The organism is Microbacterium murale (assembly GCF_014635185.1).
Lineage (GTDB): Bacteria > Actinomycetota > Actinomycetes > Actinomycetales > Microbacteriaceae > Microbacterium > Microbacterium murale.
Window position 1 is genome coordinate 332,151 of record NZ_BMCM01000001.1, and the last position, 26,891, is coordinate 359,041.

Annotated in this window: 25 protein-coding genes; 10 read left to right on the top strand and 15 right to left on the bottom strand. The window is 67.7% G+C overall.

Annotation, left to right across the window (positions count from 1 at the left end; translation table 11 throughout):
• Nucleotides 1-93 precede the first annotated feature (93 nt).
• Both IEV67_RS01545 and IEV67_RS01550 read left to right on the top strand, forming a co-directional pair.
• Nucleotides 94-681, top strand: a complete 588-nt coding sequence (locus tag IEV67_RS01545) for a TRAP transporter small permease (protein ID WP_188434770.1) — start codon at nucleotides 94-96, stop codon at nucleotides 679-681.
• A 2-nt stretch (nucleotides 682-683) separates the two neighbouring features.
• Nucleotides 684-2,006 carry a TRAP transporter large permease gene (locus IEV67_RS01550; RefSeq protein WP_188434771.1) on the top strand — a complete coding sequence of 441 codons (1,323 nt, stop codon included), beginning with the start codon at nucleotides 684-686 and terminating at the stop codon, nucleotides 2,004-2,006.
• 70 nt (nucleotides 2,007-2,076) lie between these two features.
• Here IEV67_RS01550 and aztD read toward each other — a convergent pair whose 3' ends face one another.
• The 4 genes from aztD to aztB are packed head-to-tail and all read right to left on the bottom strand — an operon-like array spanning nucleotide 2,077 to nucleotide 6,287.
• Nucleotides 2,077-3,267, bottom strand: coding sequence for a zinc metallochaperone AztD (aztD, locus tag IEV67_RS01555; protein ID WP_229702628.1), 1,191 nt, complete (start codon nucleotides 3,265-3,267; stop codon nucleotides 2,077-2,079).
• Nucleotides 3,268-3,322: 55 nt separating this feature from the next.
• Complete coding sequence (locus tag IEV67_RS01560) at nucleotides 3,323-4,234, bottom strand: metal ABC transporter substrate-binding protein (protein WP_188434772.1); 912 nt, start codon at nucleotides 4,232-4,234, stop codon at nucleotides 3,323-3,325.
• Nucleotides 4,231-5,433, bottom strand: coding sequence for a hypothetical protein (locus IEV67_RS01565; RefSeq protein WP_188434773.1), 1,203 nt, complete (start codon nucleotides 5,431-5,433; stop codon nucleotides 4,231-4,233). Before IEV67_RS01565 ends, IEV67_RS01560 begins: the two co-directional genes overlap by 4 nt.
• Complete coding sequence (aztB, locus tag IEV67_RS01570; RefSeq protein ID WP_188434774.1) at nucleotides 5,430-6,287, bottom strand: zinc ABC transporter permease AztB; 858 nt, start codon at nucleotides 6,285-6,287, stop codon at nucleotides 5,430-5,432. Before aztB ends, IEV67_RS01565 begins: the two co-directional genes overlap by 4 nt.
• Nucleotides 6,288-6,342: 55 nt before the next feature.
• Here aztB and aztA point away from each other — a divergent pair, with 55 nt between their 5' ends.
• Nucleotides 6,343-7,008, top strand: coding sequence for a zinc ABC transporter ATP-binding protein AztA (gene aztA, locus IEV67_RS01575; RefSeq protein ID WP_188434775.1), 666 nt, complete (start codon nucleotides 6,343-6,345; stop codon nucleotides 7,006-7,008).
• Here aztA and IEV67_RS01580 read toward each other — a convergent pair.
• From IEV67_RS01580 to IEV67_RS01595, 4 genes are all read right to left on the bottom strand, one after another.
• The gene (locus IEV67_RS01580) at nucleotides 6,995-7,858 is read right to left on the bottom strand and encodes a DNA-methyltransferase (RefSeq protein WP_306440964.1); all 864 of its coding nucleotides are present in this window, start codon (nucleotides 7,856-7,858) and stop codon (nucleotides 6,995-6,997) included. The two genes, aztA and IEV67_RS01580, sit on opposite strands and share 14 nt — an antisense overlap.
• A 12-nt stretch (nucleotides 7,859-7,870) precedes the next feature.
• The gene (gene lplAB / locus IEV67_RS01585) at nucleotides 7,871-8,920 is read right to left on the bottom strand and encodes a lipoate-protein ligase LplAB (RefSeq protein ID WP_188434777.1); all 1,050 of its coding nucleotides are present in this window, start codon (nucleotides 8,918-8,920) and stop codon (nucleotides 7,871-7,873) included.
• Between the two features lie 18 nt (nucleotides 8,921-8,938).
• Entirely contained in the window at nucleotides 8,939-9,805 is an 867-nt protein-coding gene (locus IEV67_RS01590; RefSeq protein ID WP_188434778.1) for an alpha/beta fold hydrolase, read from the bottom strand.
• A 97-nt stretch (nucleotides 9,806-9,902) separates the two neighbouring features.
• Nucleotides 9,903-10,646: a copper homeostasis protein CutC gene (locus tag IEV67_RS01595; RefSeq protein WP_188434779.1), complete on the bottom strand. Its 744-nt coding sequence runs from the start codon at nucleotides 10,644-10,646 to the stop codon at nucleotides 9,903-9,905.
• 42 nt (nucleotides 10,647-10,688) lie between these two features.
• Between IEV67_RS01595 and IEV67_RS01600 the strand changes: the two genes are divergently transcribed.
• From IEV67_RS01600 to IEV67_RS01615, 4 genes are all read left to right on the top strand, one after another.
• Complete coding sequence (locus IEV67_RS01600) at nucleotides 10,689-11,129, top strand: MarR family winged helix-turn-helix transcriptional regulator (protein WP_033105917.1); 441 nt, start codon at nucleotides 10,689-10,691, stop codon at nucleotides 11,127-11,129.
• Between the two features lie 5 nt (nucleotides 11,130-11,134).
• Complete coding sequence (locus IEV67_RS01605) at nucleotides 11,135-12,460, top strand: MFS transporter (RefSeq protein ID WP_188435705.1); 1,326 nt, start codon at nucleotides 11,135-11,137, stop codon at nucleotides 12,458-12,460.
• A 38-nt stretch (nucleotides 12,461-12,498) separates the two neighbouring features.
• Complete coding sequence (locus IEV67_RS01610) at nucleotides 12,499-14,403, top strand: BCCT family transporter (protein WP_188434780.1); 1,905 nt, start codon at nucleotides 12,499-12,501, stop codon at nucleotides 14,401-14,403.
• A 134-nt stretch (nucleotides 14,404-14,537) separates the two neighbouring features.
• Entirely contained in the window at nucleotides 14,538-15,875 is a 1,338-nt protein-coding gene (locus IEV67_RS01615; RefSeq protein WP_188434781.1) for an MFS transporter, read from the top strand.
• Between the two features lie 56 nt (nucleotides 15,876-15,931).
• On the opposite strand, the gene rocD is transcribed toward IEV67_RS01615, so the two are convergent.
• From rocD to IEV67_RS01645, 6 genes are all read right to left on the bottom strand, one after another.
• On the bottom strand, nucleotides 15,932-17,125 hold the full coding sequence (gene rocD, locus IEV67_RS01620; RefSeq protein ID WP_188434782.1) for an ornithine--oxo-acid transaminase: 1,194 nt from the start codon (nucleotides 17,123-17,125) through the stop codon (nucleotides 15,932-15,934).
• On the bottom strand, nucleotides 17,122-18,018 hold the full coding sequence (ddaH, locus tag IEV67_RS01625) for a dimethylargininase (RefSeq protein WP_188434783.1): 897 nt from the start codon (nucleotides 18,016-18,018) through the stop codon (nucleotides 17,122-17,124). The genes rocD and ddaH overlap by 4 nt, the downstream gene beginning before the upstream one ends.
• A 173-nt stretch (nucleotides 18,019-18,191) precedes the next feature.
• Nucleotides 18,192-19,193, bottom strand: coding sequence for an NAD(P)-dependent alcohol dehydrogenase (locus IEV67_RS01630; RefSeq protein ID WP_188434784.1), 1,002 nt, complete (start codon nucleotides 19,191-19,193; stop codon nucleotides 18,192-18,194).
• A gap of 1 nt (nucleotide 19,194) precedes the next feature.
• Nucleotides 19,195-19,410: a helix-turn-helix transcriptional regulator gene (locus IEV67_RS01635; protein ID WP_188434785.1), complete on the bottom strand. Its 216-nt coding sequence runs from the start codon at nucleotides 19,408-19,410 to the stop codon at nucleotides 19,195-19,197.
• The gene (locus IEV67_RS01640) at nucleotides 19,410-19,844 is read right to left on the bottom strand and encodes a hypothetical protein (RefSeq protein WP_188434786.1); all 435 of its coding nucleotides are present in this window, start codon (nucleotides 19,842-19,844) and stop codon (nucleotides 19,410-19,412) included. The genes IEV67_RS01635 and IEV67_RS01640 overlap by 1 nt, the downstream gene beginning before the upstream one ends.
• A gap of 96 nt (nucleotides 19,845-19,940) precedes the next feature.
• Nucleotides 19,941-23,609, bottom strand: coding sequence for a proline dehydrogenase family protein (locus IEV67_RS01645; protein ID WP_188434787.1), 3,669 nt, complete (start codon nucleotides 23,607-23,609; stop codon nucleotides 19,941-19,943).
• Between the two features lie 57 nt (nucleotides 23,610-23,666).
• Between IEV67_RS01645 and IEV67_RS01650 the strand changes: the two genes are divergently transcribed.
• Genes IEV67_RS01650 through IEV67_RS01660 form a run of 3 tightly spaced genes read left to right on the top strand, consistent with a single transcriptional unit; the run spans nucleotide 23,667 to nucleotide 25,503 of the window.
• Nucleotides 23,667-24,356, top strand: a complete 690-nt coding sequence (locus IEV67_RS01650) for a hypothetical protein (RefSeq protein WP_188434788.1) — start codon at nucleotides 23,667-23,669, stop codon at nucleotides 24,354-24,356.
• Entirely contained in the window at nucleotides 24,353-24,916 is a 564-nt protein-coding gene (locus IEV67_RS01655; protein ID WP_188434789.1) for a DUF4352 domain-containing protein, read from the top strand. Before IEV67_RS01650 ends, IEV67_RS01655 begins: the two co-directional genes overlap by 4 nt.
• Nucleotides 24,913-25,503, top strand: a complete 591-nt coding sequence (locus tag IEV67_RS01660) for a hypothetical protein (RefSeq protein WP_188434790.1) — start codon at nucleotides 24,913-24,915, stop codon at nucleotides 25,501-25,503. Before IEV67_RS01655 ends, IEV67_RS01660 begins: the two co-directional genes overlap by 4 nt.
• On the opposite strand, the gene IEV67_RS01665 is transcribed toward IEV67_RS01660, so the two are convergent.
• A complete protein-coding gene (locus tag IEV67_RS01665) occupies nucleotides 25,458-26,864 on the bottom strand; it encodes a hypothetical protein (protein ID WP_188434791.1) in 1,407 nt (468 codons plus the stop codon). The two genes, IEV67_RS01660 and IEV67_RS01665, sit on opposite strands and share 46 nt — an antisense overlap.
• Between the last annotated feature and the right edge of the window lie 27 nt (nucleotides 26,865-26,891).

Here is a 26,891-nt window from a genome sequence, read left to right on the forward strand (position 1 = left end):
AGCGCCCTCTTCTCGGGCCGCGTCCCGCTCCACCCGCAACGACGCGTGCGAATTCGGCGACAGCATCCGCTGCCTGCCTGAACGGAGGACACCGTGACCACGAACCCACCCGACGATGCCGATCAGGGTGCGCCCGATCGCCCCACCCGATGGCACGGCCCACTCGCCGTGATGAATCGCGTCCGCAAGGGCGTCGACCTGCTGCTCGGCTGGCTGTGCATCATCGTCTTCGTCGCGCTGGTCGCGATCGTCGCCTGGCAGGTCTTCACCCGCGAGGTGCTCAACAACACGGCGCCGTGGACGCAGGAGGCCGCGCAGTACAGCTTCGTCGTCCTCGCCATGATCGCCGCCGCCTACGTGTTCTCCGAGCGCGGGCACATCGCGGTCGAGATCCTCATCGAGAAGCTCCCGCTGCTGTGGCGTCGCGCCGCAGCCGTCGTGATCGAGCTCATCGTCATCTTCTTCATCGTCACCGTGTTCATCATCGGCGGCATCGCCGTCGCGCAGAACGCCTGGCACCAGAGCCTCTCCTCGCTTCCGCTGACGATCGGCGAGATCTACATGATCATGCCGATCGCCGGAGTGCTCATCCTGTTCTACTCGATCGTGCAGATCATCGGACTCATCGCAGGCGTCGAGGACCCGACTCCCGACACCAACGACATCAGTGAGGCGATCTGATCATGGACCCCATCACCCTCATCGCCGCGGTCGTCCTGATCGCCGGCATCGCGATCGGCATCGCCATCGGCCTTCCCGTCGCCGTCGCCATGGGACTGCCATCCGCCATAGCGATCTTCATCCTCCTCGGAGAATGGGACGGCGCGACCTTCACCGCCGCTCAAAAGATCTTCCAGGGCAGCAACTCGTTCAGCCTGCTCGCGATACCGTTCTTCATCCTCGCAGGCGGACTCATGAACACCGGTGGCATCGCGGCCCGCCTCATCGATCTCGCGCAGGTCGTCGCGGGTCGCCTTCCCGCCTCGTTGGCACAGACCACTGTCGTGGCGAACACCATGTTCGGCGCCGTCTCCGGCGCGTCGGTCGCGTCGGCCGCAGCCATCGGCACCGTGCTGACGCCGCGGATGCGTCAGGAGAAGTACGACCCCGCGTTCTCCGCGGCCGTCAACGCAGCATCCTCGCCCGCCGGCATGCTGATCCCGCCGAGCAACACGTTCATCGTCTACTCGCTCGTCTCGAGCACCTCGATCGGCGCGCTGTTCATGGCAGGCGTCGGTCCTGGACTGCTGTGGGCCGTGGTCTGCGTCACGGTCGTCGCACTGTATGCACGCAAGCATCCAGAACTGCGGATGCCGAAGGGCACGCCCCGCCCGACGTTCGGGCAGACGATGATCGTGTTCCTGAAGGCGCTCCCGGCGCTGCTCATGATCTTCGTCGTGATCGGCGGCATCCTCAGCGGGTTCTTCACCGCCACGGAGTCCGCGGTGATCGCGGTGCTCTACTGCTTCATCCTCGGGCTCATCCAGCGCACCCTTCCGGTGCGTGAGCTGCCGAAGATCATCCTCGAAGCCTCGAAGGTCACCGGCATCATCATGCTGCTGATCGGCGTCTCCGGCATTCTCGGCTACGTGCTGGCGTTCGCGCGCATCCCGCAGCTGGTCACCGAGGGTCTGCTCGGCTTCACAGACAACGTCGTGGTCGTGCTCATCATCATCATGATCGTGCTGCTGCTGGCGGGAACCGTGATGGATCCGACGCCCGCCATCCTGATCTTCACGCCGATCTTCCTGCCGGTCGTGACCGCCATGGGCGTCAGCCCGATCCACTTCGGCGCGATGATGGTCTTCAACATGTGCCTCGGCAACATCTCCCCGCCCATCGGCAACAACCTGTTCGTCGCGGCAAGGGTCGGGAACGTGCGCATCGAGAAGGTCATCACGCGCCTGTGGCCCTTCTTCTGGGCGCTCGTCGTCGGCCTGTTCATCGTCGCCTTCGTGCCGGCGCTGTCGATGTGGCTGCCGGAGACGCTCGGCCTGATCCGCTGAACACCCGATCCGCTGACCCCGTGATGCCGCCGGCCGACGAGTACCGTCGACCGGCGGCATCGTTTCGGTGCTATCCGACGACCGCGATCTCGTTGGGGACCTGTGGGAGTTCCCCGGTCGCGAGGGTCTCGCCGGTGGCGGCATCCAGCGTGATGATGGTGCTGTTCGCCGCGTCGGTCACATAGACGACGTCGCCGAGGGCGGCGATCGCCGGGTGCGGCTGCTGCCACTCGCTCGGCCCCTCCCAGGCGTCGATCGCGTCATAGGATGCCGTGACGGCACCGGTCGCCGGGTCGATGACGTGCAGCCTGCCGTCGGAGCCGATGAGCACAGCGTCACCGCTGTCGACACGCGTCACGCCGCGGAACGTGTAGCTGATGCCGTCAGGAAGAGCGACCTTGTCGAGGGTCTTCGCCTCGGTGTCGACCAACGCGATGTCGGTCAGGAGGTAGCCCTCCATGTCGGGGTCTTCCTTGTAGTCCATCACGACGAGCGGGCTGTTCTCGGAGACATACGCGTTGCCGATGCGGCCGAACTCGTCAGGAGAAGTGAGCTTGGTGATCTCGCCATCGTCGAAGACGAGCGCGCCGTTCTCGCAGCCGAAGACGACCGCCTCACCCTTCGCGGTGCCCTCGCCGTGCACTCCGGGGCACTCGGCACTGGTCGCGATCTCGGCGCCGGCGGCATCCACGGCGCGGATGCCGGAGCGACCCGTCGCATCGCCGACAGTGGTGACGAAGGTGCCGTCCTCGAGCACCACCGAGACGCCATGGTGCGCTTCCACTCCTTCGATGACCTGCGCCTCGGGAAGACTGCCGTCGGTGTCAGCCAGGGCGTCCGTGTCGAAGACCGTGGTGTCGCTGGTCGCATCGTCGTAGAGCACCGTCTTGCCGCCGTGTCGGACGACATGCCCTGCGGCAGCGGCTTCGACGACGTGGTCGGTGAGTTCGGGCTCGCGCACGTCGAGCAGCTGGAAACCCTCCGACGTGGTCACGAAGGCGTGCCGCCCGTCGCCTGCGGGGTTGAGGCGGACGAAGTCCTCGGTCGGCAGGTCATCGATCACCTCGAGGGTCTCGCCGTCGACGATCAGCACACCGCCGGCGTACGCCACGGCGACGCGCGGACCGTCAGCCGCGGCATCGGCGCCGGCCGGAGCGGAGTCGGGCGTCTCCGCGGCCGACCCCGCGCTGCATCCTGCCAGCAGGAGGGCTGCGACTCCTGCGCCGACCGCGAACCGCGCGGCTCGTTTCAGCTGTGTCATGGTTTTCCTTTCGTCTCGCCCTCTCGGGCGGGGGTGTCGCCCTCTCGGGCGGGGGTCATGGGCTCAGGCCCTTGGCGATGCGCTCGGTGTTGACGTGCATCATGTCGAGATACGTGTCGCCGGGTTCTCCGGGCGGCGCGAGGGACTCGGTGATGAGCTCGACGACAGCGACCTCTCGATCGGCCTCCTCGGCGAGCACCTGGACAAGTCGGTCGGGTTGCGACGACTCGGCGAAGATCGTGCGGACTCCGGCCTCGTCGATCGCGTCGACGAGCTCCTGGAGGTCTGCGGGGCTGGGTGCCGCGAGGGTCGTGCCGCCCGGGATCGCCGCCCCCAGCAGCGCGACGTCGTAACGACGAGCGAGGTAGCCGAAGACGTGATGGTTGGTCACCAGAGCACGGTGCTCTGCGGGGATCTTCGAAAGCGCAGTCGTCATGTGCTCGTCGAGCGCGCTCAGCTCCTCCCGGTAGGCCGCAGCCGCGGCGAGCACGTCATCGCCGGCGTCACCCGCGATCTCGGCGAGCGTCGGAGCGAGCGCATCCACGACGAGGATCATCTGCTCTGGGTCGGTCCAGAAGTGGGGGTCGGGACCGGCGCCCTCCGCGTACTCGAGCACCTCGACATGGTCACCGGCCTCCACGACGGGCACGCCCTCGTCTGCGGCGGCCCCGACGTGCTGAGCGAGGCCCTCCTCGAGCCCGAGTCCGTTGGCCACGATGAGCTCGGCGTCGCGCAGGCCCGCGGCCTGCTGCGCGGAGAGCTCGAACGAGTGCGGATCGGCCCCGGGTGCCATGAGGGTCACGACGTCCAGATGCGCACCGGCGATCTCGGAGACCACGTCGCCGAGGATGTTCGTCGTGACGTAGACGCTCGGTCGGTCTGCCGCGGAGGGCGCGCATCCGGCGAGGACACCGGCGGCGGCAGCCACAGCGAGTAAGGCGGTGGTGGCCCTGCTGATCCCGCTCATCGGCCGGTTCCCGCGAGGTGCAACGGCACGGTGTCCGTCTCGAAGGTGCGGGCGATGCGGGCGCCGTCAGCCGGATCGATCTCCCACATCGCGTGCTCGGCAGGGCCGTTCAGGTACGCCCTGTTCTGATCGACGACGAAGGTCACGCTCGCGGCGAGATCGGGATCGGCGATGGATGCTGCGACGAGCGGCTCCGTCCGCGCGACGACCTCGCCTCCGGCGAGCACGAGCAACGATCCGCTCGCGGTGAGCGCCAGCATCCGATCCGCATCGTCACCGACTGCCGTGACCCGCACGATCTCCTCGCCGAGATCCTGGAACGTCCAACTGCGACCGCGCGCGTCCAGCAGCCACACTCCGCTGTCTCCGGCGAGCGCAGCCGCGCTCGGGCGGCCCTTGCGCCCGGCGAAGTCGCTCGCCGCCGGTGCGACGCCCGCGGGGTACGCGATGCGCTCCCAGTCGGACGGCTGACCTCCGACAGAGAGAGCCGCACCGTCCGCACAGCCGATGACTGTCCCGACGACCGTCGTGATGGTCCCCGCCGCGTTCACGCACGGAATGGATTCGCCCTCCGTTCCGTCCGCATCCACGACGCGCAGCGTCTGTGCGATGCCCTCGGCATCCGGCTCCGTGATGACCGCTCCTTCGGCCAGCGGGACCACGAGACCCGCGTGCGGTTCGACCGGGACGCGGAAGAGCTCGACGATCTGCCCGTCGGCGAGTGCCGGCGTGTCGATCAGCATGGCTTCGTCGTCGAACAGGATGCCAGTACCGACCTCACCGACGACCACTGTCGCGAGTCCGCTCCCTTCGATATCGCCGATCACGCGGGACGGCGCCTCGTAGTAGTGGAAGTGGTCGATGTGGCTCCAGGTCCAGACGCCGCTGTCGATGACCGTCACGGATCCCTCCCTGATGCCGAACAGATACCGCCCGTCGCTGACGAGATCGTCGATCGGCTCGATCTCTCCCAGCACCTCCGATTCCTCGTCGAGCAGATCGAGGTGGTGCACCGCGCCCTCGGCATCCACAGTCGTCAGATGCAGGGCGGGCTCGGCGAGCTCGTGCGCGCCGGCGATCTCGCCATGCCCGTCACCGGCGGCCTCCTCCGTAGAAGACGCGGGAGCTGACGGGGTCGGGGCGCATCCTGCCAGGGTGAGGAGGAGGATGCCGGAAGCGGCGGCGGTACGGGTTCTCATGAGGTCCTTTCGATGAGGGCGTGCCGGCGCCCGGCACCGTGCGCGGAGAAGAGTCCATGGAGCGCGGCGGACACGGCCGCCGCCACGATCGCGACGAACGCGATCGTGGCTCCGGCGGCGGTTCCCGCATGCCAGGAGATGAGCAGGCCGACGGCGACCGAGGCAGTGCCGATCACTGCCGCGAGCGCCATGATCGAGGGGATGCGTGTGGCCCAGCGTCCTGCGGCGACGGCAGGGCCGAGCAGCATGCCGACGACGAGTAGCGAGCCGACGGCCTGATACGCCGCGACGACCGCGAGGGTGATGAGGCCGACCAGCAGGACATGCGCGATCTGCGGGCGCAGCCCCAGCAGCTGCGCCTGCCGCGGGTCGACCGTGACCGCGACGAACGAGCGGTGGCCGAGGGCGGCGACGACCAGCGCGACGACAGCGACGATCGCAAGCATGAGCACGTTGCTCGGTGCGGCGGCGAGGATGTCGCCGAACAGGATCGCCGTGGCATCCGTCGCGAAGCTGCGCGAAGCGGAGATCACGACCACGCCGAGCGCGAGACTCGCCACGAACAGCAGCCCGATGCTCGTGTCTGCGGAAAGACGCCCGCGGCGTTGGAGCGCACCGATGCCCAGGGACATGCCGGCCGCGCTGACCGCCGCGCCGAGAACCGGCGGGATCCCGAGCAGTGTCGCGACGGCGATTCCGGGAAGCATTCCGTGTGCCATGGCCTCGCCGAGGAACGCCATACCGCGCAGCACCACCCAGGTGCCGACGACACCGCAGATGACCGCGACGAGGGCGCCCGTCAGCAGTGCGCGCTGGACGAACACGACGGTGAAGGGATCGAGCAAGGAGGACACAGTGAGCGACTGTAGCAGTTATTGAGAATGATTTTCATTTGCAATAATGGCAGGCGTGTCGACTGTTCCCCTTCTCCTCCCCACCACCCGCGTGCTGTCGTGGCGCGATGTCGCCATCGATCTCGGCGGCCATCCCGCCCTCCGCGGCGTCGATGCCGAAGTGCACGCGGGGAGGCTGCTCGCCGTCATCGGGGCCAACGGCTCCGGCAAGTCGACGCTGCTCGCGGTGGCCGCCGGGCTCGTCTCGCCGCACCGCGGCACAGTGGATCGACGACCCGGCATCCGCATCGCGCTCGTGCCGCAGTCCACGCCGCTCGCGCCGCATCTGCCACTGAGCGTCAGGGACATCGTCATGATGGGCACGTGGGGGCGGCTGGGTGCGTGGCGCCCATCCCGGCGGGCTGATCGAGATCTGGTCCATGAGGCCATCGCCACCGTGGGACTGTCCGACCTCGCTCGACGGCCCGTCGGAACACTCTCCGGCGGACAACGGCAGCGTGTTCTCCTGGCGCAGGCGCTGGTGCAGCGCGCCGACCTGGTGCTGCTCGATGAGCCGATGGCCGGGCTCGACTCGCGCTCGCGTGAGATCATCGCCGCGACGATCGACCGGCTCACCGCCACAGGATCCGGGGTCGTCGCAGTGACGCACGACGTCGCGGAGTTCACGGCTGTGGACGATGTCCTTGAACTTCAGGACGGCCGGGTGCTCAGAAGGTCGTGACCTCGGCGTGCGGCATCCGCTGCGTCATGACGTGCACGGCTTCCGGGTTGTCGTCGACGAGCACGGCTTCGCGGCCGAGGGCGGATGCCACCGCCCCTGTCGTGCCGCTGCCGGCGAAGAGGTCGAGCACCCGGTCGCCCGGCCTGCTCGAGGCCTGCACGATCCGGCGGATGATGCCCTCGGGCTTCTGAGTCGGATAGCCGGTCTTCTCGCGCCCCGTCGTCGGCACGATCGTGTGCCACCAGACGTCGGTGGGCAGCTTGCCGCGCGCCGCCTTCTCAGCGGTGACGAGCCCTGGCGCCATGTACGGCTCGCGGTCGATGTCGTCGGAGTTGAAGACGTGCCCACCCGGCGTCTTCACGTAGACGAGGATCGTGTCGTGCTTGGTCGGCCAGCGCCTACGGGACTTGGCGCCGTAGTCGTAGGCCCAGATGAGTTCGTTGAGGAAGCAGTCGCGCCCGAACACGGCGTCGAGCATCACCTTGGCGTAGTGCGCCTCGCGGTAATCGAGATGCAGGTAGAGCGTGCCGTCTTCGGCGAGCAGGCGCCAGGCCTCCTCGAGTCTGGGCATGAGGAAGTCGCCGTAGTCATCGAAGCTGTCGTCGTAGCTGCGCAGCATGCCGCGGACACGCTCGTACTGATGCCCGTGGAAGCCGTGGCGGACCTCGCCGGTCTGCTCGTCCTCGCCCGAGGACCGACGGGCGGTCACGACCTGACGGTTCTGCGCACGGCCGGTGTTGAAGGGCGGGTCGAGGTAGACGAGCGTGAAGGATGCCGAGGGCAGCGTCTGCGCGACCGCGAGGTTGTCGCCCTGGATGATCGTGACGGACCCCGGCGGAACGTCCGTCACGGGACGCTGCACTTATGGAACACGGTGCAGCCACGCGTCGGTCGCGAACTTCGACTCCACGAGCGCCTCCGCATCGGCGTACTCGTCGGCGGTGATCGTGCCGTCCTCGGCATCGGTGAGCGACCGGAAAGTGGCTTTGAACCTCTCGATGATCTCGGCCCGGCTGAGGCCGGTCTGGGTGCGGAGAGGATCGACGCGCTTCGCGGCGGAGGTCGTGCCCTTGTCGCTGAGCTTCTCGCGTCCGATGCGCAGCACCTCGGTCATGACCTGACCGTCGATGTCGTACGAGATCGTCGCGTGGTGCAGCACTCCGCCGTTCGCGAGACGCTTCTGCGCGGCTCCGCCGATCTTGCCGGTGGGGCTGGCGATGTCGTTGAGCGGCTGATAGGTTGCGTCGATCCCTACCGACTTCAACGCCTGCAGCACCCAGTCGTCAAGGAACGCGTAGGAATCGGCGAACGTCAGGCCCTGCACGAGGGATGCCGGCACGTACAGCGAATAGGTGATGATCTGACCGGCCGCCATGAGCATCGCACCGCCGCCGGAGATGCGTCGGACGACGTCGAAGCCGTGCTTCGCGGCACCTTCGGGATCGACTTCATTGCGGTACGACTGGAAAGAGCCGATCACGACGGCCGACTCGTCCCACTCCCAGATCCGCAACGTCGGCCGGCGACGGCCCTCGCCGACGCGGGACGTGAGCACCTCGTCGAGCGCGAGGTTCATGCGCGGCGAGACCGCCTTCTCGTGCACGATCTCCCAGTCGAAGTCGCGCCAGCCGGGAGCAGTGACGAGTGCGCGGCGCACGGCGGTTCCGACCGATTCGGGGTTGAAGCCGAGCAGTTGGGCCCCCGCGGGCAACGCCTCGCGGACCGCCGCGGCGATGGCCGTGGCATCCGTCTCGACAGGCAGTCCGTTGACCGCCGCGTTGATGTCTTCGAGAGCGCTGTCTGGTTCGAGGAAGAAATCGCCGGCGAGGCGGAAGTCGGTCAGCCGGCCCTCCTCGACCTCGAGATCGACGACGACGAGCTTTCCACCGGGGACCTTGTACTCACCATGCACGAGTCCAGCTTAAGCCGCTCACCCTTCGACAGGCGCCGGGATGTGCTTGTCGAGCCACGCGAGCAGGTCGGCGCGCACCTCGTCCTGCTGGAGTTCGTTGAAGATCTCGTGCCGTGCATCGGGGTAGACCAGCGTCGTGACATCGGTGAGGCCCGAGCGGCTGCGGTACTCTTCGGCGAGCTTGTGCACGCTATGCGGGCCACCTACCGGATCGTCGCGACCGACCAGCAGCAGCATCGGGATGTCGCGCCCGAGATCCTTCGCCGGCCGCCCGTACAGCTTCAGCGCCTCGACGGGGCCGAACAGCTTCAGCAGCGGCACGTTCGTGGTGAGCGGGTCGTCGTCGAACGTCTTCCACACCGCGGCATCGCGGCTGAGCCATTCGTAGCCGGACGCCTCCGCGGCCTCCCATCGCGCGTTCAACGGTGCGGCGTTGAGATCGCGCGGCGTGCGAAGCGCCGAGCCCGAGAGGATCACGGCATCCCACGCCTCCGGATGATCGTTGACGAGCATCTGCGCGAGGAACGACCCCCAGGAATGCCCGAGCAGCACCAGAGGCAGGTCGGGATGCTCCTCGCGGATGATGCCGGTGAGCTGCCAGATCGCGTCCTTCGCGGCACGCATCCCGCCCTTGCCGAGCTTGCCGAGTTTCGCCGATTCGCCGTCGTGCTGGCGGATGCCGGTGCGTCCATGCCCGCGATGATCGTCGGCGTACACGATGAAGCCGGCACCGGTCAGCGCGGCGATTAGCGCCGAGTAACGGCCGGCGTGCTCGCCGACGCCGTGCAGCAGTTGCACGACCCCGCGGGCCGCCCCCACCGCCTCGTGGACGTCGTAGACGATCGCGACGCCGTGCGCGTCGGTGAACTCCGAGGTCTGGGGCATGCGTCGAGTCTACGTATCAGGCGCGTCCGCGTCAGCGAGATGTCGGATGCACCGCAACCGCCGTTCATCCGTCGGCAGCCACGGCCGCCGCATCCGCTCAGATTCCGAGCGCCTCCCGCACGGCGAAGGCCGCGATGCGGTCGGTGACCTCGTAGCCTCCGACACCATCCGAGGCCGACCCCATGCGAACGCCGGGCCCTTCGCCGTCGACAACGCGCTTCGCCGAGAAGTGCAGCGCGTCGACGCCGGTCGCCACGAGAGCAGAGGCGCTGCCGGCCACCACGCCGCTTCCGGCCATGATCTCGATGCGACCGTCCGCGACGGCGACGAGGGCACGCAGCGTGTCGACGCCCTCGATCGCGGTCGACGCTCCGCCAGATGTCAGCACGCGACGCAGCCCGAGATCGATGGCGCGCTCCAGCGTCACCGTCGGGTCGGCCGTGACGTCGATCGCGCGGTGCAGCGTCACGGAAGCCTCCCCCGCGGCGTCGCGCAGTCGGGCCATCACATCGACGTCGAGAGCGCCGGAGGCGTCGAGCGCTCCGACGACCACGCCGTCAGCGCCTTTCTCGATCGCCCACTCGACGTCGCGCACCGCGAGCGCGATCTCGTCGGCGTCGTAATGGAATCCGCCGGCACGCGGCCGGATGAGCACGTGGATCTCCGGGCCGTTCTCCCGCGCTGCCTCGCGTGCGAGTTCGAGTGTCGCCGGCGACGGCGTGAGGCCGCCGAGTGCGAGCGCCTGGGCCAGCTCGACGCGCGCAGCGCCGACCTCACGTGCGACGCGAACGCCGGCCGGATCCTGGACGGCGAGTTCGAGTGCGATGTTCACGGCATCCATTCTGCCCCCATTCTCAGGAAATTTAGTTAGACTACCTAAGTAATGACTGAACCCGATGACCTTCTGCACGCGACCGCCACCGATCTGCGCCTCGCCACCTTCCGCCTCGCCAGGCGCCTGCGCCGCGAGCGCGCCGTCGACAGCATCAGCGACGCGCAGTTCGCCGTGCTCGCCTGCCTGCGCGGCAACGGCCGACTGCCGGTGGGCGAGCTCGCCCAGCGAGAGCGCGTGAGCGCGCCGACGATGTCGAACATCGTGGATGCGCTGGCCGAGAGCGGCCACGTCGTCCGCGTGCCGAGCGACGAGGACCGGCGGCGCGTCTACATCGAGATCACCGACACCGGCACCGAGATCGTCGCCGCGACCGTGCAGAAGCGCGATGCCGCGCTGGCCGACGCGCTCGCCGAGTTCGACTTCACCGACGACGAGCTGCGCACGCTCCGGGAAGCGGCATCCCTGATGCGGAAGGTGGCCGAACGATGACCGCGATGTTCCGCTCTTTCAGCTCGTTCAACTACCGGATCTGGTTCCTCGGCGCTCTCGTGTCGAACGTCGGCGGGTGGATGCAGGCCACCGCACAGGACTGGGTCGTACTCACCGAACTGACCGACAACGACGCCACCGCGATGGGCTTCACGATGGCGCTGCAGTTCGGGCCGCCCCTCGTGCTGGTCAGCCTCACCGGCTGGGTCGCCGACCGCTTCGACCGGCGCAAGATCCTGCTGCTCACGCAGACGGTACTGATGGGGCTCGCAATCGGCGTCGCGGCCCTCCTGCTGACCGGCATCATGACCCTGCCGCTGATGTTCTGCTTCGCACTGGCCTTCGGCATCACGAACGCCTTCGATGCACCCGCACGTCAGGCGTTCGTCTCCGACATGGTCACGGTGGGCGACGCGTCGAACGCCGTGGCGCTGAACTCGGCGTCGTTCAACATGGCGAGGCTCATCGGCCCCGCCGTCGGAGGCCTGCTCATCGTCGCGGTCGGCACCGGCTGGGTGTTCGTGATCAACGCGGCGACCTTCCTCGCGATGCTCGTCGCCCTCGTGCTGATCCGCTCCCGCGAGCTGCTCCCCCGCATCAAGAACACCGGGCGGACGGGTCTCGCCGAGGGTTTCCGCTACGTCTGGGGTCGGAGCGACCTCAAGGTGACCTTCGTCATGGTGTTCCTGATCGGTGCGTTCGGCATGAACTTCCCGATCTACGCGTCGACGATGGCGCTGGAGTTCGGCCGAGAAGCCGATGGCTACGGCGTGCTGAGCTCGGTGCTGGCGATCGGATCCCTCGTCGGCGCCCTCCTGGCCGCGCGTCGCGATCGTGCGCGCATCCGTGTGCTGGTCATCGCGGCCGGCGGGTTCGGTGTGGCATCCGTGATCTCCTCGTGGATGCCGACGTACTGGAGCTATGCGGCTGTGCTCATCTTCGTGGGGTTCTCCACGGTGTCGATGCTGACCACGGCGAACGGCTATGTGCAGACCACGACCGACCCCGCGCTGCGCGGGCGCGTCCTCGCGCTGTACATGGCCGTGGTCATGGGGTCGACCCCGATCGGCGCGCCCATTGCCGGTTGGATTACGGATGCCGCCGGCCCCCGCGCCTCCATCCTGTTCGGCGGCATCGCAGGTCTCGTCGCCATGGCGGTGGGTGTGACATGGATGCTGGCCTCCGGGCGTCTGCACCGGCAGAAGAACACCCGCTTCCGCCTGACGCTCGACGAGACGCGGCCGATCTCCGTGATGCGCGCCGACCCCGTCGAGTTCAGCGACGAGGTCGCCGCCGCCACCACGCCGATCCGCACAGTGCGCGCGGACTGACACTCCCGCTCTCCGCCGCGCCTGACTAGCGTGGTGTCATGAGCGAACCGGGGGAAGAGCAGATCACGGATGCCACGGCATCCGCCACCACGGACGTGACGGATGCCGGTGCACCAGCGCCGAAACGCTCCCTCCCGCCTGTACAGCGCTGGGTGTTCTGGCCGGCGGCGGTGATCGTGATCGTGTTCGTGGCGTTCACGCTCATCGCCCCCGGCATCGCCGAGAGCATGTTCAAGACGATCCAGACCACGATCGTCAACGCCTTCAACTGGTACTACGTGCTCATCGCCGCGATCTTCGTGGCGTTCAGCCTGTACCTCGGATTCAGCCGATTCGGCGACATCAAACTCGGCAAGGATGACGACGAGCCGGAGTTCTCGCTCATGAGCTGGTTCTCGCTCCTGTTCGCCGCCGGCATGGGCATCGGGCTGGTGTTCTACGGTGTCTCGGAGCCGCTGACGCACTTCGTCGACCCGCGCCCAGGGGTGGCGGGAACACCCGAGCAGCTGGCCCAGGCGGCGCTCGGTCAGACGTATCTGCACTGGGGCGTGCACGCCTGGTCGATCTACGTCGTCATCGGTCTCGCGCTCGCCTATGCCATCCACCGCCGCAAACGCCCGATCTCGATCCGTTGGACGCTGGAGCCCTTGCTCGGCAAACGCGTCGAGGGCGGTTGGGGACACGCCATCGACGTCATCGCGCTCGTCGGCACGCTCTTCGGCGTCGCGACGTCACTGGGTCTCGGTGTGCTGCAGATCAGCGCCGGGCTCGACGTCGCCGGCATCGCCAAGCCCGACGCCACCACCCAGGTGATCATCATCCTGGTGATCTCCGTGTTCGTGCTCGCCTCGGTGCTGTCCGGCGTCACCAAGGGCATGAAGTGGCTCTCGAACATCAACCTCATCATGGCCGGCATCCTGGTCCTGTATCTGCTGGTGGTCGGACCGACCGAGTTCCTGCTGCGCGACTTCGTGCAGTCGCTCGGCTATTACGTGCAGAACTTCGTCGGTCTCTCGTTCAACGTCAGTGCCTTCCAGGGCACCGCCGGCGAGGAATGGCAGGCGCAGTGGACGTCGTTCTATTGGGGCTGGTGGATCTCGTGGGCCCCCTTCGTCGGGATCTTCATCGCACGCATCTCGAAGGGACGCACGGTGCGCGAGTTCGTCGCCGGCGTCATCCTCGTGCCGACGTTGCTCGGCATCCTGTGGTTCTCAGTGCTCGGCGGCTCGGCACTCGCGATCGAGCTGGCAGATCCAGGCACCCTCACCAATGCCGAGGGTGAGGTCGACCTGCAGGGTGCACTGTTCGAGATGCTGCAGCACGTGCCGGGGGCAGGGATCGTCAGTGCCGGCGCGCTGCTGCTGATCGCGATCTTCTTCGTCACCTCCGCCGATTCGGGCGCCCTGGTGATGGGGATGATCGCGACCGGCGGGCAGCAGAACCCGAAGCGCTGGATCCGCACCTTCTTCGTGCTGGTGACCGCAGCACTCGCGATCGCACTGCTGCTCGCGGGAGGTCTTACCGCCCTGCAGACGGCGGCGATCACCATCGCCCTGCCGTTCAGCGTCGTCATGCTGCTGATCTGCTGGTCGACGATGGTGGCGTTCATCCGAGAACGTCGTGCGTACGCCAGAGCAGAGCGAGCGCAGCTCATCGACAAGATCGGCGACTACTACGGACTCGAAGTCGAGTCGCGTGACGAGACCGGAGTACTGGGTGCGCAGCCGCGCTGGCTGCGAAATCTCCAGCGCCGCCTCGGGCTGCCTGTCGCGCCGACCACGCCGATCCGCATCCCCGTGGAACTGCTCAGCGCGGAGAGCCGAGCGGATGCCGGCCCTGCGATGCTCGACGTCGACGACCTGGTGTCGGCGGACGAGCTGTCTGCTCACGACGACCAGGATGTGCCGTCGCACGGGGAGGATCAGGAGCCGCCAGTGCGCTGAGCACGGTCTCCGAAGCCGCCGCGACCGCCGATGTGCTGTCCACGCACGCGGTGGCGTTGACCGTGTGCGAAACGTACATCGCCGCGTGACATGCCGACTCCTAATGTGGGTGCGACCGCCCACGAAGGAGTGACATGACCGACGTCGCCGCTGCCACTGACATCGACCGATCCGGACTCGACACCAGAGACCAACGCCGCCGCGCCATCATCGGCAGTTCCGTCGGAACCATCATCGAGTGGTACGACTTCACGCTGTACGGGCTGGCTTCGGCGCTGGTGTTCGCGCCGCTGTTCTTCCCCGGTGCCGGCAGTCTTGCCGGCACCCTGGGCGCATTCGCGACATTCGCGGTCGGCTTCGGCGCCCGCCCGATCGGCGGCCTGATCTTCGCGCACTTCGGCGATCGCATCGGCCGCAAGGCCACTCTGCTCACGACCCTGCTGATGATGGGCCTTGCCACGACCCTCATCGGCCTGCTGCCGACAGGAGAGACGATCGGCATCTGGGCACCGATCCTGCTGATCGTGCTGCGCCTGTTCCAGGGCGCGGGCGCCGGTGCGGAGTTCGCCGGCGCGATGACCATGGCCAGCGAATCCGCGCCGACGAAGAACCGTGCGTTCGTCGCGGGGTTCCCGGGTTCTGCCGTGTACGTCGGCATGGCGCTGGCCACCTGCTTCTTCGCCCTGGTGAGCCTGATGCCCAGCGACCTCTTCCTGGCGTGGGGCTGGCGCATCCCCTTCATCGCCAGCATCGTGATCGTCGCATTCGCGCTGTACTTCCGTCTCCGGGTGAAAGAGACCGCCGCGTTCGAGGCGGCCGAGCGCAAGGGCGAGGTGACATCGGCGCCGCTCGTCGAAGCTGTCCGCACGCACTGGCGGATCCTGCTTCCCGGCATGGCGTTGTTCGTCTTCGCCCTGCCGTGGGTCTACGTCGTGCAGACGTATTCGCTGAACTACACGACCGGCACTCTGTCGGTCGACCCGACGCACGCATTGATCGGGCTCGTGATCGCAGAACTGCTCACGATCCCTGTCACGCTGCTGTGCGGCCGACTCGCGGACCGCATCGGACGCAAGCCGGTTCTCATGGCGGCGGCGATCTTCGGCGTGGTCTTCGCGTTCCCGATGTTCTGGCTGTTCAACACCGAGAACTCCTGGCTCGTCGGCTTGTCGCTGATCCTCGGACTCGCGGTGATCCAGGGCGGAACGATCGGAGTCAGCGCCGCGATGCTAGCTGAGCTGTTCCCCACCCGCATGCGATGGAGCGGCATCGCGATCTCGCGCGAGATCCCGGCCGCCCTGGTCGGTGGCACTGCACCGCTCGTCGCGACCGCGTTGGTGGCCGCCACCGGCGGTTCGCCATGGCTGGTGGCCGGCTATCTCGTCGCGCTCAGCGTGATCGGCATCTTCGGCATCCGATTCCTCCCGGAGACCCTCCAGCGCGGGGCGGAGGCCACGGAGCTTCAGCGCTGACAGCCGAAACGGGGTGGCCGGTTTGAGAATCGGCCACCCCGTTTCGCATCCAGCGCTCAGCCCTCGAGCACCAGCCTCAGCTGCTCGAGTGCCCAGTCGATCTCGGTGCTGCGGATGACGAGCGGCGGTGCGATGCGGATGGTCTGTCCGTGCGTGTCCTTGACGAGCACGCCGCGTTCCATCAGCTTCTCGCTGATCTCCCGGCCCGTACCGCGCGCGGGGTCGATGTCGACGCCGGCCCACAGGCCCGCGACGCGCACAGCCGTGACGCCGTGCCCCAGGAGCTTCTGCAGCCCCGCATCGAGATGAGCACCGAGCGTGCGGGCGCGCTCCTGGAACTCGCCCGTCTCCAGCATCTCCACGACGCGCAGTCCGACGGCCGCAGCGAGGGGGTTCCCGCCGAACGTGGAACCGTGCTCCCCCGGCCGGATGACGCCGAGCACGTCTCGATCGCCGACGACGGCCGAGACGGGAAGGATGCCGCCGCCGAGAGCCTTGCCCAGCAGGTAGAGATCGGGGACGACGCCTTCACGGTCGCATGCGAACGTCTCTCCGACGCGGCCGAGCCCGGCCTGGATCTCGTCCGCGATGAACAGCACGTTCTTCTCGGTGCAGATCTCGCGGACGCGCGTGAGATAGCCCTCCGGCGGGATGATCACGCCTGCTTCGCCCTGGATCGGCTCGACGAGCACGGCGGCCGTGTCATCCGTGATGGCGGCGGCGATGGCATCCGCATCTCCGAACGGCACCACGTCGAAGCCGGGCGTGTACGGCCCGAAGTCGTCGCGCGCCGAGTCGTCGTCGCTGAAGCTGACGATCGTCGTCGTGCGGCCGTGGAAGTTACCGGCGGCGACGACGATGCGCGCCTTGCCCGGCGCGATGCCCTTGACCCGGTAGCCCCATGCACGAGCGACCTTGATGCCCGTCTCGACTGCTTCGGCGCCGGTGTTCATCGGCAGCACGATCTCTTTGCCGCACAGCCGGGCGAGAGCCTCTGCGAACGGCTCGAGCCGGTCGCTCATGAACGCACGGCTGACGAGCGTCACGCGATCGAGCTGCGCTTTCGCGGTGGAGACGAGTTCCGGATGCCGGTGTCCGAAGTTCACGGCCGAGTACGCGGCGAGCAGGTCGAGGTACCGCTTGCCTTCGACGTCGGTGACCCACGCGCCCTCACCGGAAGCGACGGTGACGGGCAGCGGAGAGTAGTTCTGGGCGACGTGCGCCTCGGTGCTCACGGCTGCGGTCGTCATGCGCTCTTCTCCTCGTCGCCTGCCGCACGCAGCTCGAGCGTGCAGCACTTGATGCCTCCGCCGCCGAGCAGCAGCTCGGACAGATCGACGGTGATCGGGTTGTAGCCGCGTTCGCGCAGCTGCTTCTCGAAGCCGGTGGCGCGGGGCGAGATGATGACGTTGTAGCCGTCGCTCGCCGAGTTCAGCCCGAACACCGCGCCGTCCGCATCGGCGACGAGGATGGCATCCGGGAAGCGCTCCTCCAGGATCGCGCGGCTGGCGTCGTCGAAGGCACCGGGCAGGTACGCGATGTTGGCGCGCTCCGGGCCACCGTTGGCCGCACCCTCGACCGGGTCGAGCACCGAGATGGCCGTGTCGAGATGGTAGAAACGCGGATCGATGAGGTTCAGGGAGACGACCTCACGGCCGAACACCTCGCCCACCTCACGATGGCTGTCGCCCGTCGAACGGAAGCCTGTACCGGCGAGGATGGTGTCGCCGACGAGCAGGAAGTCGCCCTCGCCCTCGTTGACCTCTTCCGGCTCGATCGTGTCGAATCCGCTCGCGCGGAACCAGTCGGCGAACGCCGGCGCCTCGCCTGCACGCTCGACGAAGCGGAACTTCGGCACGTATGCGCGCCCGTCGATCACGAAGCCGCCGTTGGCCGTGTAGACCATGTCGGGGAAGCCATCGAGCGGGTCGATCAGCTCGACCTCGTGGCCGAGCTCCAGGTAGAGATCGTGGAGCTTCTGCCACTGCGCGACGGCCTTCGCGGTGTCGGTGGGCTTCGCCGGCTCCATCCACGGGTTGATCTTGTAGCTGACCGTGAAGTGCTCAGGACGGCACATCAGGTACCGGCGATGATGAGCGGTGCGGGTGGCGGTGGGTGCGGTGACAGTTTCTGGCGTCGACATCTTGCTCCTCGAAAGAGATGCGGCGGACGCTGTCCAGGGGCCCGGCGGAAGTTCGACTCGCCGCTCACTGCAGAGACTAGCGGGGAAGATGCGACGCAGGCACGCCAGTGATCATTCTGGCATCCGAATCTGTGCGCACGCCAGCGGCGCGTCGCGTGGATACCGCTTCTCCCCTACTCCTCCCGGCCGCGCACGACGACCTTGCCAACGGTGTGTCCGGACTCGAGGCGTGCGAGGCCGTCCGCCGCACCATCCCACGGAAGGATCTGCTCGATCACCGGCGTGATCCTCCCGTCGGCGGCGAGCGCCACCAACTGCTGATTGATGTCGCGCTTCGACACGGCGGCGACGGGACGGATGCGGCGCCGCGATCCGACGGACAGGAACATCGCGCGCAGCATCCGCGGGATCGGGCCGAGTACGTGACCGCCGTCGCCGGCGACCATGGCGATGACGCCGGTCGGCGCCAGCAGCCGCCTCAGTTGGCGAAGCGGTGCCGCGCCCGCGATGTCGATGATCGCGTCGAAGGTCGCGGGGAGCGTCGACAGATCGGTCTTGCGGTAGTCGAACGTGCGGGTGGCGCCGAGGGACTCCACCACAGCGCGATTGGGCTCGCCGCAGGTCGCCCACACCTCGGCCCCGCGCAGAGCGGCGAGTTGCACGGTGAAGGTGCCCACTCCCCCGGACGCGCCGATCACGAGAATGCGCTGCCCCTCACGGATACCCGCGACGTCGAGAGCCTGAACGGCGGTGCCGCCCGCGATCGGAAGGGTCGCTGCAAGCTCCGGCGCGAGCGCATCCGGCCGCGCGACGAGCCGATCGGCACGCGCGACGGCGTAGGGAGCGAGTCCGCCGCCGGCGTCGAGTTCCACCACGACCTCGTCCCCGATCAGAGCCTCGTCGATATCCTCGGCGACCGCGATGATCGTGCCTGCGACATCGATGCCGCGGATCGGCTGCTTCGGCCTCCGCAGGCCGAAGACCGGGCGCAGCAGCAGGGGGTCGCCGAGCATGATGCGCACGTCGGCGGCGTTGAGTGCTGTGGCACGGATGCGCAGCAGCACTTCTCCCCTCCGCGGCTCGGGTGTCTGGACGATCTCACGCCGTGTGCCGCTTGCGGAGCCGTACTGGTCATTCAGCCACGCGGGCATGGTCTTCGCGATCGTGGTGTTCATCTCAATCCTCCGGGTACTGGAAGAGGTCGTCGATGCCGACCTCGAATGCGCGGGCGATCTGGAAGGCGAGCTCGAGCGTGGGAGAGTACCTGCCCTGCTCGATGGCGATGAGCGTCTGCCGTGTGACGCCGATACGGCCGGCGAGATCGGCCTGGGTGATCCCGGCCTGCTCACGTCGGGAGCGGATGCTGTTGGTGACGAGTGTGGGCTTGACCATCAGATGAGCCCCCGACGGTAGGCGATGATCCGCGCGATGCTGCCTATGAACGTGGAGACCGCGAAGCCGAGGAACATCGCGTTCGCGATCCAGAACACGTCGGCGCCGACGGCGCAGAGCGCGATGACACCGAGACCTGCGATCACCAGGAACGAGTGCTCGACGCGACCGCCCATCTGATCGATGTCACGGTCACGGACATCGGTGGTGGTCGCGCCCTTCGGGTCGCGGAGACCCGCGAAGATCCCCCAGAGGATGCTGAGCACGATCGTGCCCGCGATGCTGATCCCGATCGCCCAGAGCATGATCGGGAACCAGTCGACGGACGTGAGCGGCCTGCCCGCCGCCTGCTGGAGGACCACGATGATGTAGCCAGGGATGACGACGATCACGGCGAGCAGCGTCGACCAGGTGTTGCGTTCCGTGTAGACCATGACGCACCTCCGATGTAAAAGATTCTTGACACTTTGAAAGGTACTGCCATCACGGCATCCGTGTCAAGAATCTTTTACATCGAGATCTGCGACCGATCAGATGACGTCTGCGCTCCAGTCGTCGGGATTGCCGAAACGGTGCGCGGTGATACTGATCGCCTGCTCATGCAGGAAGGGCAGCAGCTCCAACCGCCCGGCCGAGGTGACCTCGTCGTCGTAGACGGCGACGTCGGGATCGCCTCCCACAGCCTCCGCCAGCGCGCGGTGCAGTCTGGCGACGGCACCGCGCCCGCCGACGAGTCGCACTCGGCTGCCCGAGGCGCGGCTCGGGTGGTCGGCACGAACGTCGCTGGAGGCCGAGTCCTCGCGCCGCAGCATCCGCTCGATCCACTCCGTGTCGCTCTCCACCGCGATGAGCGCACCGAGGTCGCCGAGCGCCGTGCGCACTCCGGCCGGAAGCCCCTCGGCGATCGACACGAAGAACCCTGCCCCGGAGCGGATACCGGCGACCACCACCCGAAGCACATCCTGAAGCGGGGCATCCGACGTCGCACGCACCACCACGGGAACCGGCCGATAACGGAACAGGTTGCGCTCGACGCCGAGCTGCGACACGTCACGCACCTGACCGAACTCACGATCCCAGGCCACCGCATCCGACAGCGCGGACTGACGCAGCCATTCGAAGGCTTCGAAGTCCAGGGATGACTGCGCGGACTCGATGAGTCCGGAGATGCGACTGTCGAGCCCACGCAGATGCAGTGTGCTCGAGGCTCTGCCGCGCGGCAGCGAACGCCACGTTCCCAGGCCGATCAGATAGTTCGGACCACCGGCCTTCGCGCCGGGTCCGACCGAGGAGCGCTTCCAGCCGCCGAAGGGCTGGCGCTGCACTATCGCTCCGGTGATTCCGCGGTTGACGTAGAGATTTCCGGCCTGCACCCGATCGAGCCAGAGCGCGAGGTCGTCGGGATCCTGGGTGTGCAGCCCGGCGGTCAGGCCGTATGCCACGTCGTTCTGCAGGTCGATCGCGGCAGAAAGGGTCGGGGCGTGCATGATGCCCAGCACCGGACCGAAGAACTCCTCTCGGTGGAATCGCGATCCAGGATCCACTCCGACGCGGATGCCGGGCCGCCACAGTCGTCCGGACTCATCGCCGCCGACCAGCGAGGGCTTGATCAGCCACTTCTCATCACCTTCGAGCTCTGACAACGCCCAGGCGAGTTTGCCCTGCGGCTGCTCGATGACCGGACCGACCTCCGAGAGCGGATCGGTCGGCCATCCGATGTTCAGCGAACGCACCGAATCCGCCAGCTGGCGGGCGAAGCGCTTGGAACGGCCGACCGGGCCGACGAGGATCGCGAGCGACGCGGCCGAGCACTTCTGGCCCGCGTGGCTGAATGCGCTCTTCACGAGATCGGCGACGGCGAGGTCGAGATCGGCGGACGGCGCGATGACGATGGCGTTCTTGCCGCTGGTCTCCGCGAGCAGCGGCAGGTCGGAACGCCACGAGCGGAACAGCGCGGCGGTGTCCCAGGAGCCGGTGAGGATGACGCGATCCACCGCTTCATGCGCGATGAGCTGCTCCCCCAGGTCGCCCTCCTCGATGTCGACGAGAGTGAGGACGTCTCTCGGGATGCCCGCCTGCCAGAGCGCTTCGGCGACGACCGCCGCGCATCTCCTGGCCTGCGGCGCCGGCTTGAAGAGCACGCCGGAGCCGGCGGCGAGCGCCGCGAGCACACCGCCGGAGGGTATCGCGATCGGGAAGTTCCACGGCGGTGCGACGACGGTGACGCGGGCCGGCTCGAATGCCGCACCGGCGACGGCATCAAGTTCGCGCGCCTTCGCGCCGTAGTAACGGGCGAAGTCGACGGCCTCACTGACCTCGATGTCCGCCTCGGAGAACACCTTGCCGGTTTCGGATGCGGCGACCTCGATGAGTTCGCCGCGGCGCGATTCCAGCGCGGCGGCAGCGCGCAACAACGTCTCGGCACGCTCGGACGCGGGACGTGCGCCCCATGCGGGCGCCGCGGCGCGCACCCGCGCGATCCGCTGCTCCAGCACGGCGGCGTCGTCGATCCTGGCGGCGAACAGTGTGGATTCGCCGGCCGTCGACGTCTCGATACGGGCGCGGATGCCATCTGCCCACTCCCGGTTCGCGGGAAGAACAGGGTCAGTGTCGGTGGTGTTCGCGAAGCCCGGTGCCCCCGCGGAGTCGGATTCCGCCTCGCGGCGTGAATACACCGCCGTCTCGACGTATGCCTCACCGTCCGACCCGTCGGAGCCGTCCGACCCGCGCGCGATTCCGAGCACGGCCATCGTGAGGTCTCCGTCGTCGCTCTCAGCGGCAGTCATCGGTCTCAGTGATTCGTGCACCGGCATCTGCCGGTTCTGAATGCGGAACGGGACGAGTCGCATCGTGCGGTCATCCGCACGTTCCAGCGCCTGGAGGAATCGCCGCCGTTCCCGCTCGAACAGGCTCTCGTCGGCGTGCAGTTCGAATGCTGCGGAGAGGAAGTTCTCCGGTGCAGCGCTCTCGTCGAGCCGCCTGACCAGGTAGCTGATCGCCACGTCGAACTCATCGGGCCTGACCACCGGCACGTAGAGCAGCACCGGGCCGACGACGCGCGATACGGCCTGCGCCTGCCCCTGCGCCATGCCGAGCAGCATCTCGAACTCGACGTCGTCCGTGACACCGCGTTCGCCCGCGAGCAGCCAGGCATGCGCGATGCCGAACAGATTGTGTCCGGCGACCCCGACCCGTACCGCAGAGGTGTTCTCCGGGCGCAGGGCATCATCGAGCAGCCGCAGGTGGTTCGCATCGGTGTCGAGCTTGGTGTCGTAGGTGGCGAGCGGCCACCCGTGCATCACGGCATCCACTCGCTCCATCGCGAGGTTCGCGCCCTTGACAAGCCGGATCTTGATCTTCGCGCCGCCGTGCTCGACGCGCACCTTTGCCCACGCGGTGAGCTCACGCAGCGCCTCGAGGGCATCGGGCAGGTAGGACTGCAGCACGATGCCCGCTTCGAGAAGCAGCAGACGGTCGTCTTCGAGGATGCGGGTGAACACCGCGATCGTGAGATCGAGATCGCGGTACTCCTCCATGTCGAGGTTGATGAAGGTGCCGTTGGACGCGGCGGTCAGATACAGCGGAAGCAGGCGGGCGGCGACCGCGTCGACGATCTCGTCGAACGCCCACATCGACATGTGGCTGATGACGGACGAGACCTTGACCGACACGTAGTCGACATCGTCGCGCTTGATCAGATCATGGATGCCGTCGAGCCGGCGCTTCGCCTCCGCCTCGCCGAGCACGGCTTCGCCCAGCAGGTTGAGATTCAATCGCGCGCCCGTCTCTCGCAGCTTCTCGATCGCGGGACCGAGCTTCGCCGGACGTGCATCGACGACGAGATGCCCGACCATGTCACGCAGCACGCGCCGTGCGATCGGCACCGTCGGCGCGGGGAGCACCGGGGCGATGCCGCCACCGAGACGTACGGCTCCGCGCAGATACCAGGGTAGGAAGTCGGGCACGATCGGCGCGATCCGCTGCAACTGGGCGGCGGCGGCGCTCAGCGACTCGGGCCGCATGACACCGTCGACGAACCCGAGCGTGAACGGAAGACCGTTCTTGTCCTGCAGCACGGCGGCCAGACGCGAGGCCGCCGGGTCGACCTCGGCCTCTGCCGCTTCGGCGATCCAGCGACGCGCGAGTTCGACCGCCTGATCGGCGAGTTGATCGGCTCCGCGGAACGACGACTCTGACATGTGTTCAGCCTAGGAGCGCGGGACCCGCTTGAGGCGGTGACACTCTATGCTGTTGCCGTGGCGGGGGCGAACAAGGCGCAGGAGTCTGTTTCCGGCGCGCCTGCAGCATCGTCGAACGCCGATGCACGGGCGAAAGCTCTCGGCTGGGCGCGGCAAAGCATCGATCTCGTCCCCACGTCCTGGATGATCACCGGAGCCGCTGCGGTGCTGCTCGCGGCGACGGCGCTGTTCGGCGGGCTCGAGGCCGCCGCCGTCGACCCGATCGCCGAAGTGGTTGTGGGCGAGACCGTCACCGGCTCCGACCTCGAGATGACCATCACCGGGGTCGAACTGCGCGACGACCGCGGCGAGCTCGCAGTCTTCCCCGACGAAGAGCAGGGCGAGCGAGTTCTGGTCGTCGCAGTCGATGTCGTCAACACCTTCACAGCGCCGCGCAGCTCCACTTCCCTTTCGGAATCCTCTCCGGTGGTCGACGGCATCCGCGTCACGGGTGTCGATGAGAAGGGCGAGGTCTTCCGCGCCGACGACGCCCTCCGCTCCCCGATGCTGCAGCCGGACGTCCCTGTCCGTCTGCTGCTGACGTGGATCGTCGGGCCCGACGATTTCGCCGGCGGCGATGAGATCGCTCTCACCCTCCCCGACTCCACGCACTACGTCGGCACGAGCGTCATGCGCGGCGACTATTGGGATGAAGTGCAGGTCGGTGCGACTCTGTCGACGACGATCGATGAGGTGTCTGCGCCGTGAGAAGACATGTCCTCGTGTGGCTGCTGACAGCCGCCCTCCTCGCCTGCGCTTGGCTGGTGTCCAAAGCGACGCTGCCGGATGACGCCACGATCGCGCCTTTCGTATCCGCCGCCCAGATCGGTGAGCAGTCGAGCGTGCGCAACCTCGTCGTCACGGTGACCGACGTCCATCTCAGCACCGGCGTGAAGGATGCCGAAGGGTGGTCGGCCGAGGGCACCTGGCTGATCGTCGATCTGGAGGCGGCGACAGCGGGCACGCAAGATCTCGGCACGCTTTCGCTTGCGCAGTTGACCATCGGGGAACGCACCTTCAGCGCCACCGACCGTGGCACGACCTTCAACCGACAGCGCCTCGTCACCGGTGTTCCGCGCGCCGGCAGCCTCGCCTTCGAACTCCCCGCCACTGTCGCCGACGACCGGGCCACACTCCGCCTGGGAGTGCCGTCGGGCGCCATCGGCGAGGTGCTGAGCGACGGAGTGATCGACCTGCCGATCGACCTCGGCGCGCTGTCCGGAGAGACCGGAGTCCTGCTGCAGGAGAATGGCTGGGCGCGCCGATGACGATCCCCTCCCCACCTCTGCCGGCCGCAGCTCCTGAGTCTCCCGTCGCTCCCACGAGTCCCTCCTCGTGGTGGCGGAGCAATCTCCTGGCACTGGTCGCGCTCGTGGTGCTCATCCCGATGACCACGGCCGCGGTGGGATGGCAGGAGTGGTATCAGTACTTCGGCTTCGGCGCCCGCGCTGTCACCGGCATCGAGGTGGCGGAGAAGGACACGGCTGACCTCGTGGGAGCGACATGGGGCCCCGTGCGCGGCGGCGAGGTGGAGGACGTCTCGGGGCTCGATGTCCCGGATGACACCCGCCTGATAGCCGTGGCAGTGCCCGTCGACGCGAGGGCGGAGGGAATCGGCTGCGAGACACCGAAGCTCGTGGAGCAGTCGACGGGTCGCGAGTGGCGCCCGGTGCGCCTTGAGATCGGTCTCCTCTCCAGTCCCGACGAACCGGAGACGTGCATCAGCGACGAGCTGGGCGAGTACGAGATGATCGTGCCATTCGTGGTGCCCGACGATGCCGAAGGGCCGTTCTGGGTCGATGTCAGGCCCTACGACGCCGGCGGCTCGTTCCTCAGGTTCTCGTTCGAGCCCTGACCTCCGATGACGTCCCTGGGCGTCGCGTCGACGACCGCAGCCGCGACAGCATCCACCGATGACGGCAGGAGCCCTGCCGCGTCGGCCACGGCCCGCATCTCCGACTCCGCGGAGGTCACGGCCGCGGGATCCGCGCGCTCCTGCTGTTGCTGCTTGCGACGTAGACGACCGAGCGTCGCGTCGTAGGCGCCGCTGATCACGGCGATGCGCAGCGGCTCGATGACGAGCACGGGGATGAGGGAGACCAACGGCGTGACGATCGACCAGAAGATGAATTCGTGGGGACCGATGAGCCGGGTGATGCCGAACGCGAGGTACGACTCCAGCGCTTTCACCGCCACATAGACAAGGGCATACGAGGCGACGAGCAGGGGGCCGGCGCGCCACATCAGCAAGAGTGCGCGTCCGATCGGACGGAAGCGGTTTCCGAGCTCGTCGCCGAGGTCGCGAAGTCGGCGCACCAGCGGGTTCGGAATCTCCTTCGTGTGTTCGCGGAAGCGCGAGATCAGTTGATTCTCCACTCGCAGCTTCTCTGCGACGATCGCCTGCCCGAACACCACTCCGGCGATCGTCAGCCAGGCGAGCGGAGCGAGAAGCACCGGCCCTGCCTCTGCGAGCACCCAGCCGACGCCTTCCCACAACCAGCGCAGCGGCGCGACAGCATCCAGCACCTGCTCGCGCACCGACTCGAGGAACGCCATCGCCGCACGGCTGTCGACCCAGCTCCTGATCGAGTCAAGAAGGTCGCCGAGCACCATGACCGAGAAGAAGACCCAGACGACCTCGAAATACACCGCGACCGGCGACAACCAGGACGCGAGCTTCGCCGACCACTTCGACCACGCCCAGCGTCCAGCGAACGCCAGCACGATGATCGCGATCGTCCATGCGTTCACCGGCAGGTTGAGCACGGTGTCGTCGGCGCTCACCGGGCCCTCTCCGTTCAGCGTCGATACCGCGATGATGCTGCTGCGCACTTCCAGCGCACGCGAGGAGTATGCCCGCACGTCCTCGCCCAGCAGCCCCTGCGCCCAGTACACGGCGAAGAACGGCAGGATGCCGGCCAACAGTGCAGTGAGAAAGGTCCGGCGCCGGTCGGCTGCGGATTCCGGCAGAGGAGCGACCTCTTGCAGGTTGCGCAACCCGTCGCGCAGCACCAGGAACATCGCCACGAGGCTGACGAGCCTGGCGAGAATCGCGATCGGCAACACGAGGAAGCCGAGTGTCGCGGACGATGCGCCCACGAAACCGGCCACCTCTGTGATCACGTAGTGAACGAGGGTGCCGGCGAGGTACCACGCGATCAGTGCGGGCCAGTGCCTCAGCAGCACGCGCCCGGCGGTCGTCAGGATGGCCAGCACACGCTCACATTAGCGGGTGGGAGCCGT

What these genes read in the sequence shown, in the direction of transcription:
- IEV67_RS01550 (WP_188434771.1), top strand. Translation starts at nt 684, where the DNA reads ATGGACCCCATCACCCTCATCGCCGCGGTCGTCCTGATCGCCGGCATC.
- aztD (WP_229702628.1), bottom strand. Translation starts at nt 3,267, where the DNA reads ATGACACAGCTGAAACGAGCCGCGCGGTTCGCGGTCGGCGCAGGAGTC.
- IEV67_RS01560 (WP_188434772.1), bottom strand. Translation starts at nt 4,234, where the DNA reads ATGAGCGGGATCAGCAGGGCCACCACCGCCTTACTCGCTGTGGCTGCC.
- IEV67_RS01565 (WP_188434773.1), bottom strand. Translation starts at nt 5,433, where the DNA reads ATGAGAACCCGTACCGCCGCCGCTTCCGGCATCCTCCTCCTCACCCTG.
- IEV67_RS01590 (WP_188434778.1), bottom strand. Translation starts at nt 9,805, where the DNA reads ATGCCCCAGACCTCGGAGTTCACCGACGCGCACGGCGTCGCGATCGTC.
- IEV67_RS01595 (WP_188434779.1), bottom strand. Translation starts at nt 10,646, where the DNA reads ATGGATGCCGTGAACATCGCACTCGAACTCGCCGTCCAGGATCCGGCC.
- IEV67_RS01600 (WP_033105917.1), top strand. Translation starts at nt 10,689, where the DNA reads ATGACTGAACCCGATGACCTTCTGCACGCGACCGCCACCGATCTGCGC.
- IEV67_RS01605 (WP_188435705.1), top strand. Translation starts at nt 11,135, where the DNA reads ATGTTCCGCTCTTTCAGCTCGTTCAACTACCGGATCTGGTTCCTCGGC.
- IEV67_RS01610 (WP_188434780.1), top strand. Translation starts at nt 12,499, where the DNA reads ATGAGCGAACCGGGGGAAGAGCAGATCACGGATGCCACGGCATCCGCC.
- IEV67_RS01615 (WP_188434781.1), top strand. Translation starts at nt 14,538, where the DNA reads ATGACCGACGTCGCCGCTGCCACTGACATCGACCGATCCGGACTCGAC.
- rocD (WP_188434782.1), bottom strand. Translation starts at nt 17,125, where the DNA reads ATGACGACCGCAGCCGTGAGCACCGAGGCGCACGTCGCCCAGAACTAC.
- ddaH (WP_188434783.1), bottom strand. Translation starts at nt 18,018, where the DNA reads ATGTCGACGCCAGAAACTGTCACCGCACCCACCGCCACCCGCACCGCT.
- IEV67_RS01630 (WP_188434784.1), bottom strand. Translation starts at nt 19,193, where the DNA reads ATGAACACCACGATCGCGAAGACCATGCCCGCGTGGCTGAATGACCAG.
- IEV67_RS01635 (WP_188434785.1), bottom strand. Translation starts at nt 19,410, where the DNA reads ATGGTCAAGCCCACACTCGTCACCAACAGCATCCGCTCCCGACGTGAG.
- IEV67_RS01640 (WP_188434786.1), bottom strand. Translation starts at nt 19,844, where the DNA reads ATGGTCTACACGGAACGCAACACCTGGTCGACGCTGCTCGCCGTGATC.
- IEV67_RS01645 (WP_188434787.1), bottom strand. Translation starts at nt 23,609, where the DNA reads ATGTCAGAGTCGTCGTTCCGCGGAGCCGATCAACTCGCCGATCAGGCG.
- IEV67_RS01660 (WP_188434790.1), top strand. Translation starts at nt 24,913, where the DNA reads ATGACGATCCCCTCCCCACCTCTGCCGGCCGCAGCTCCTGAGTCTCCC.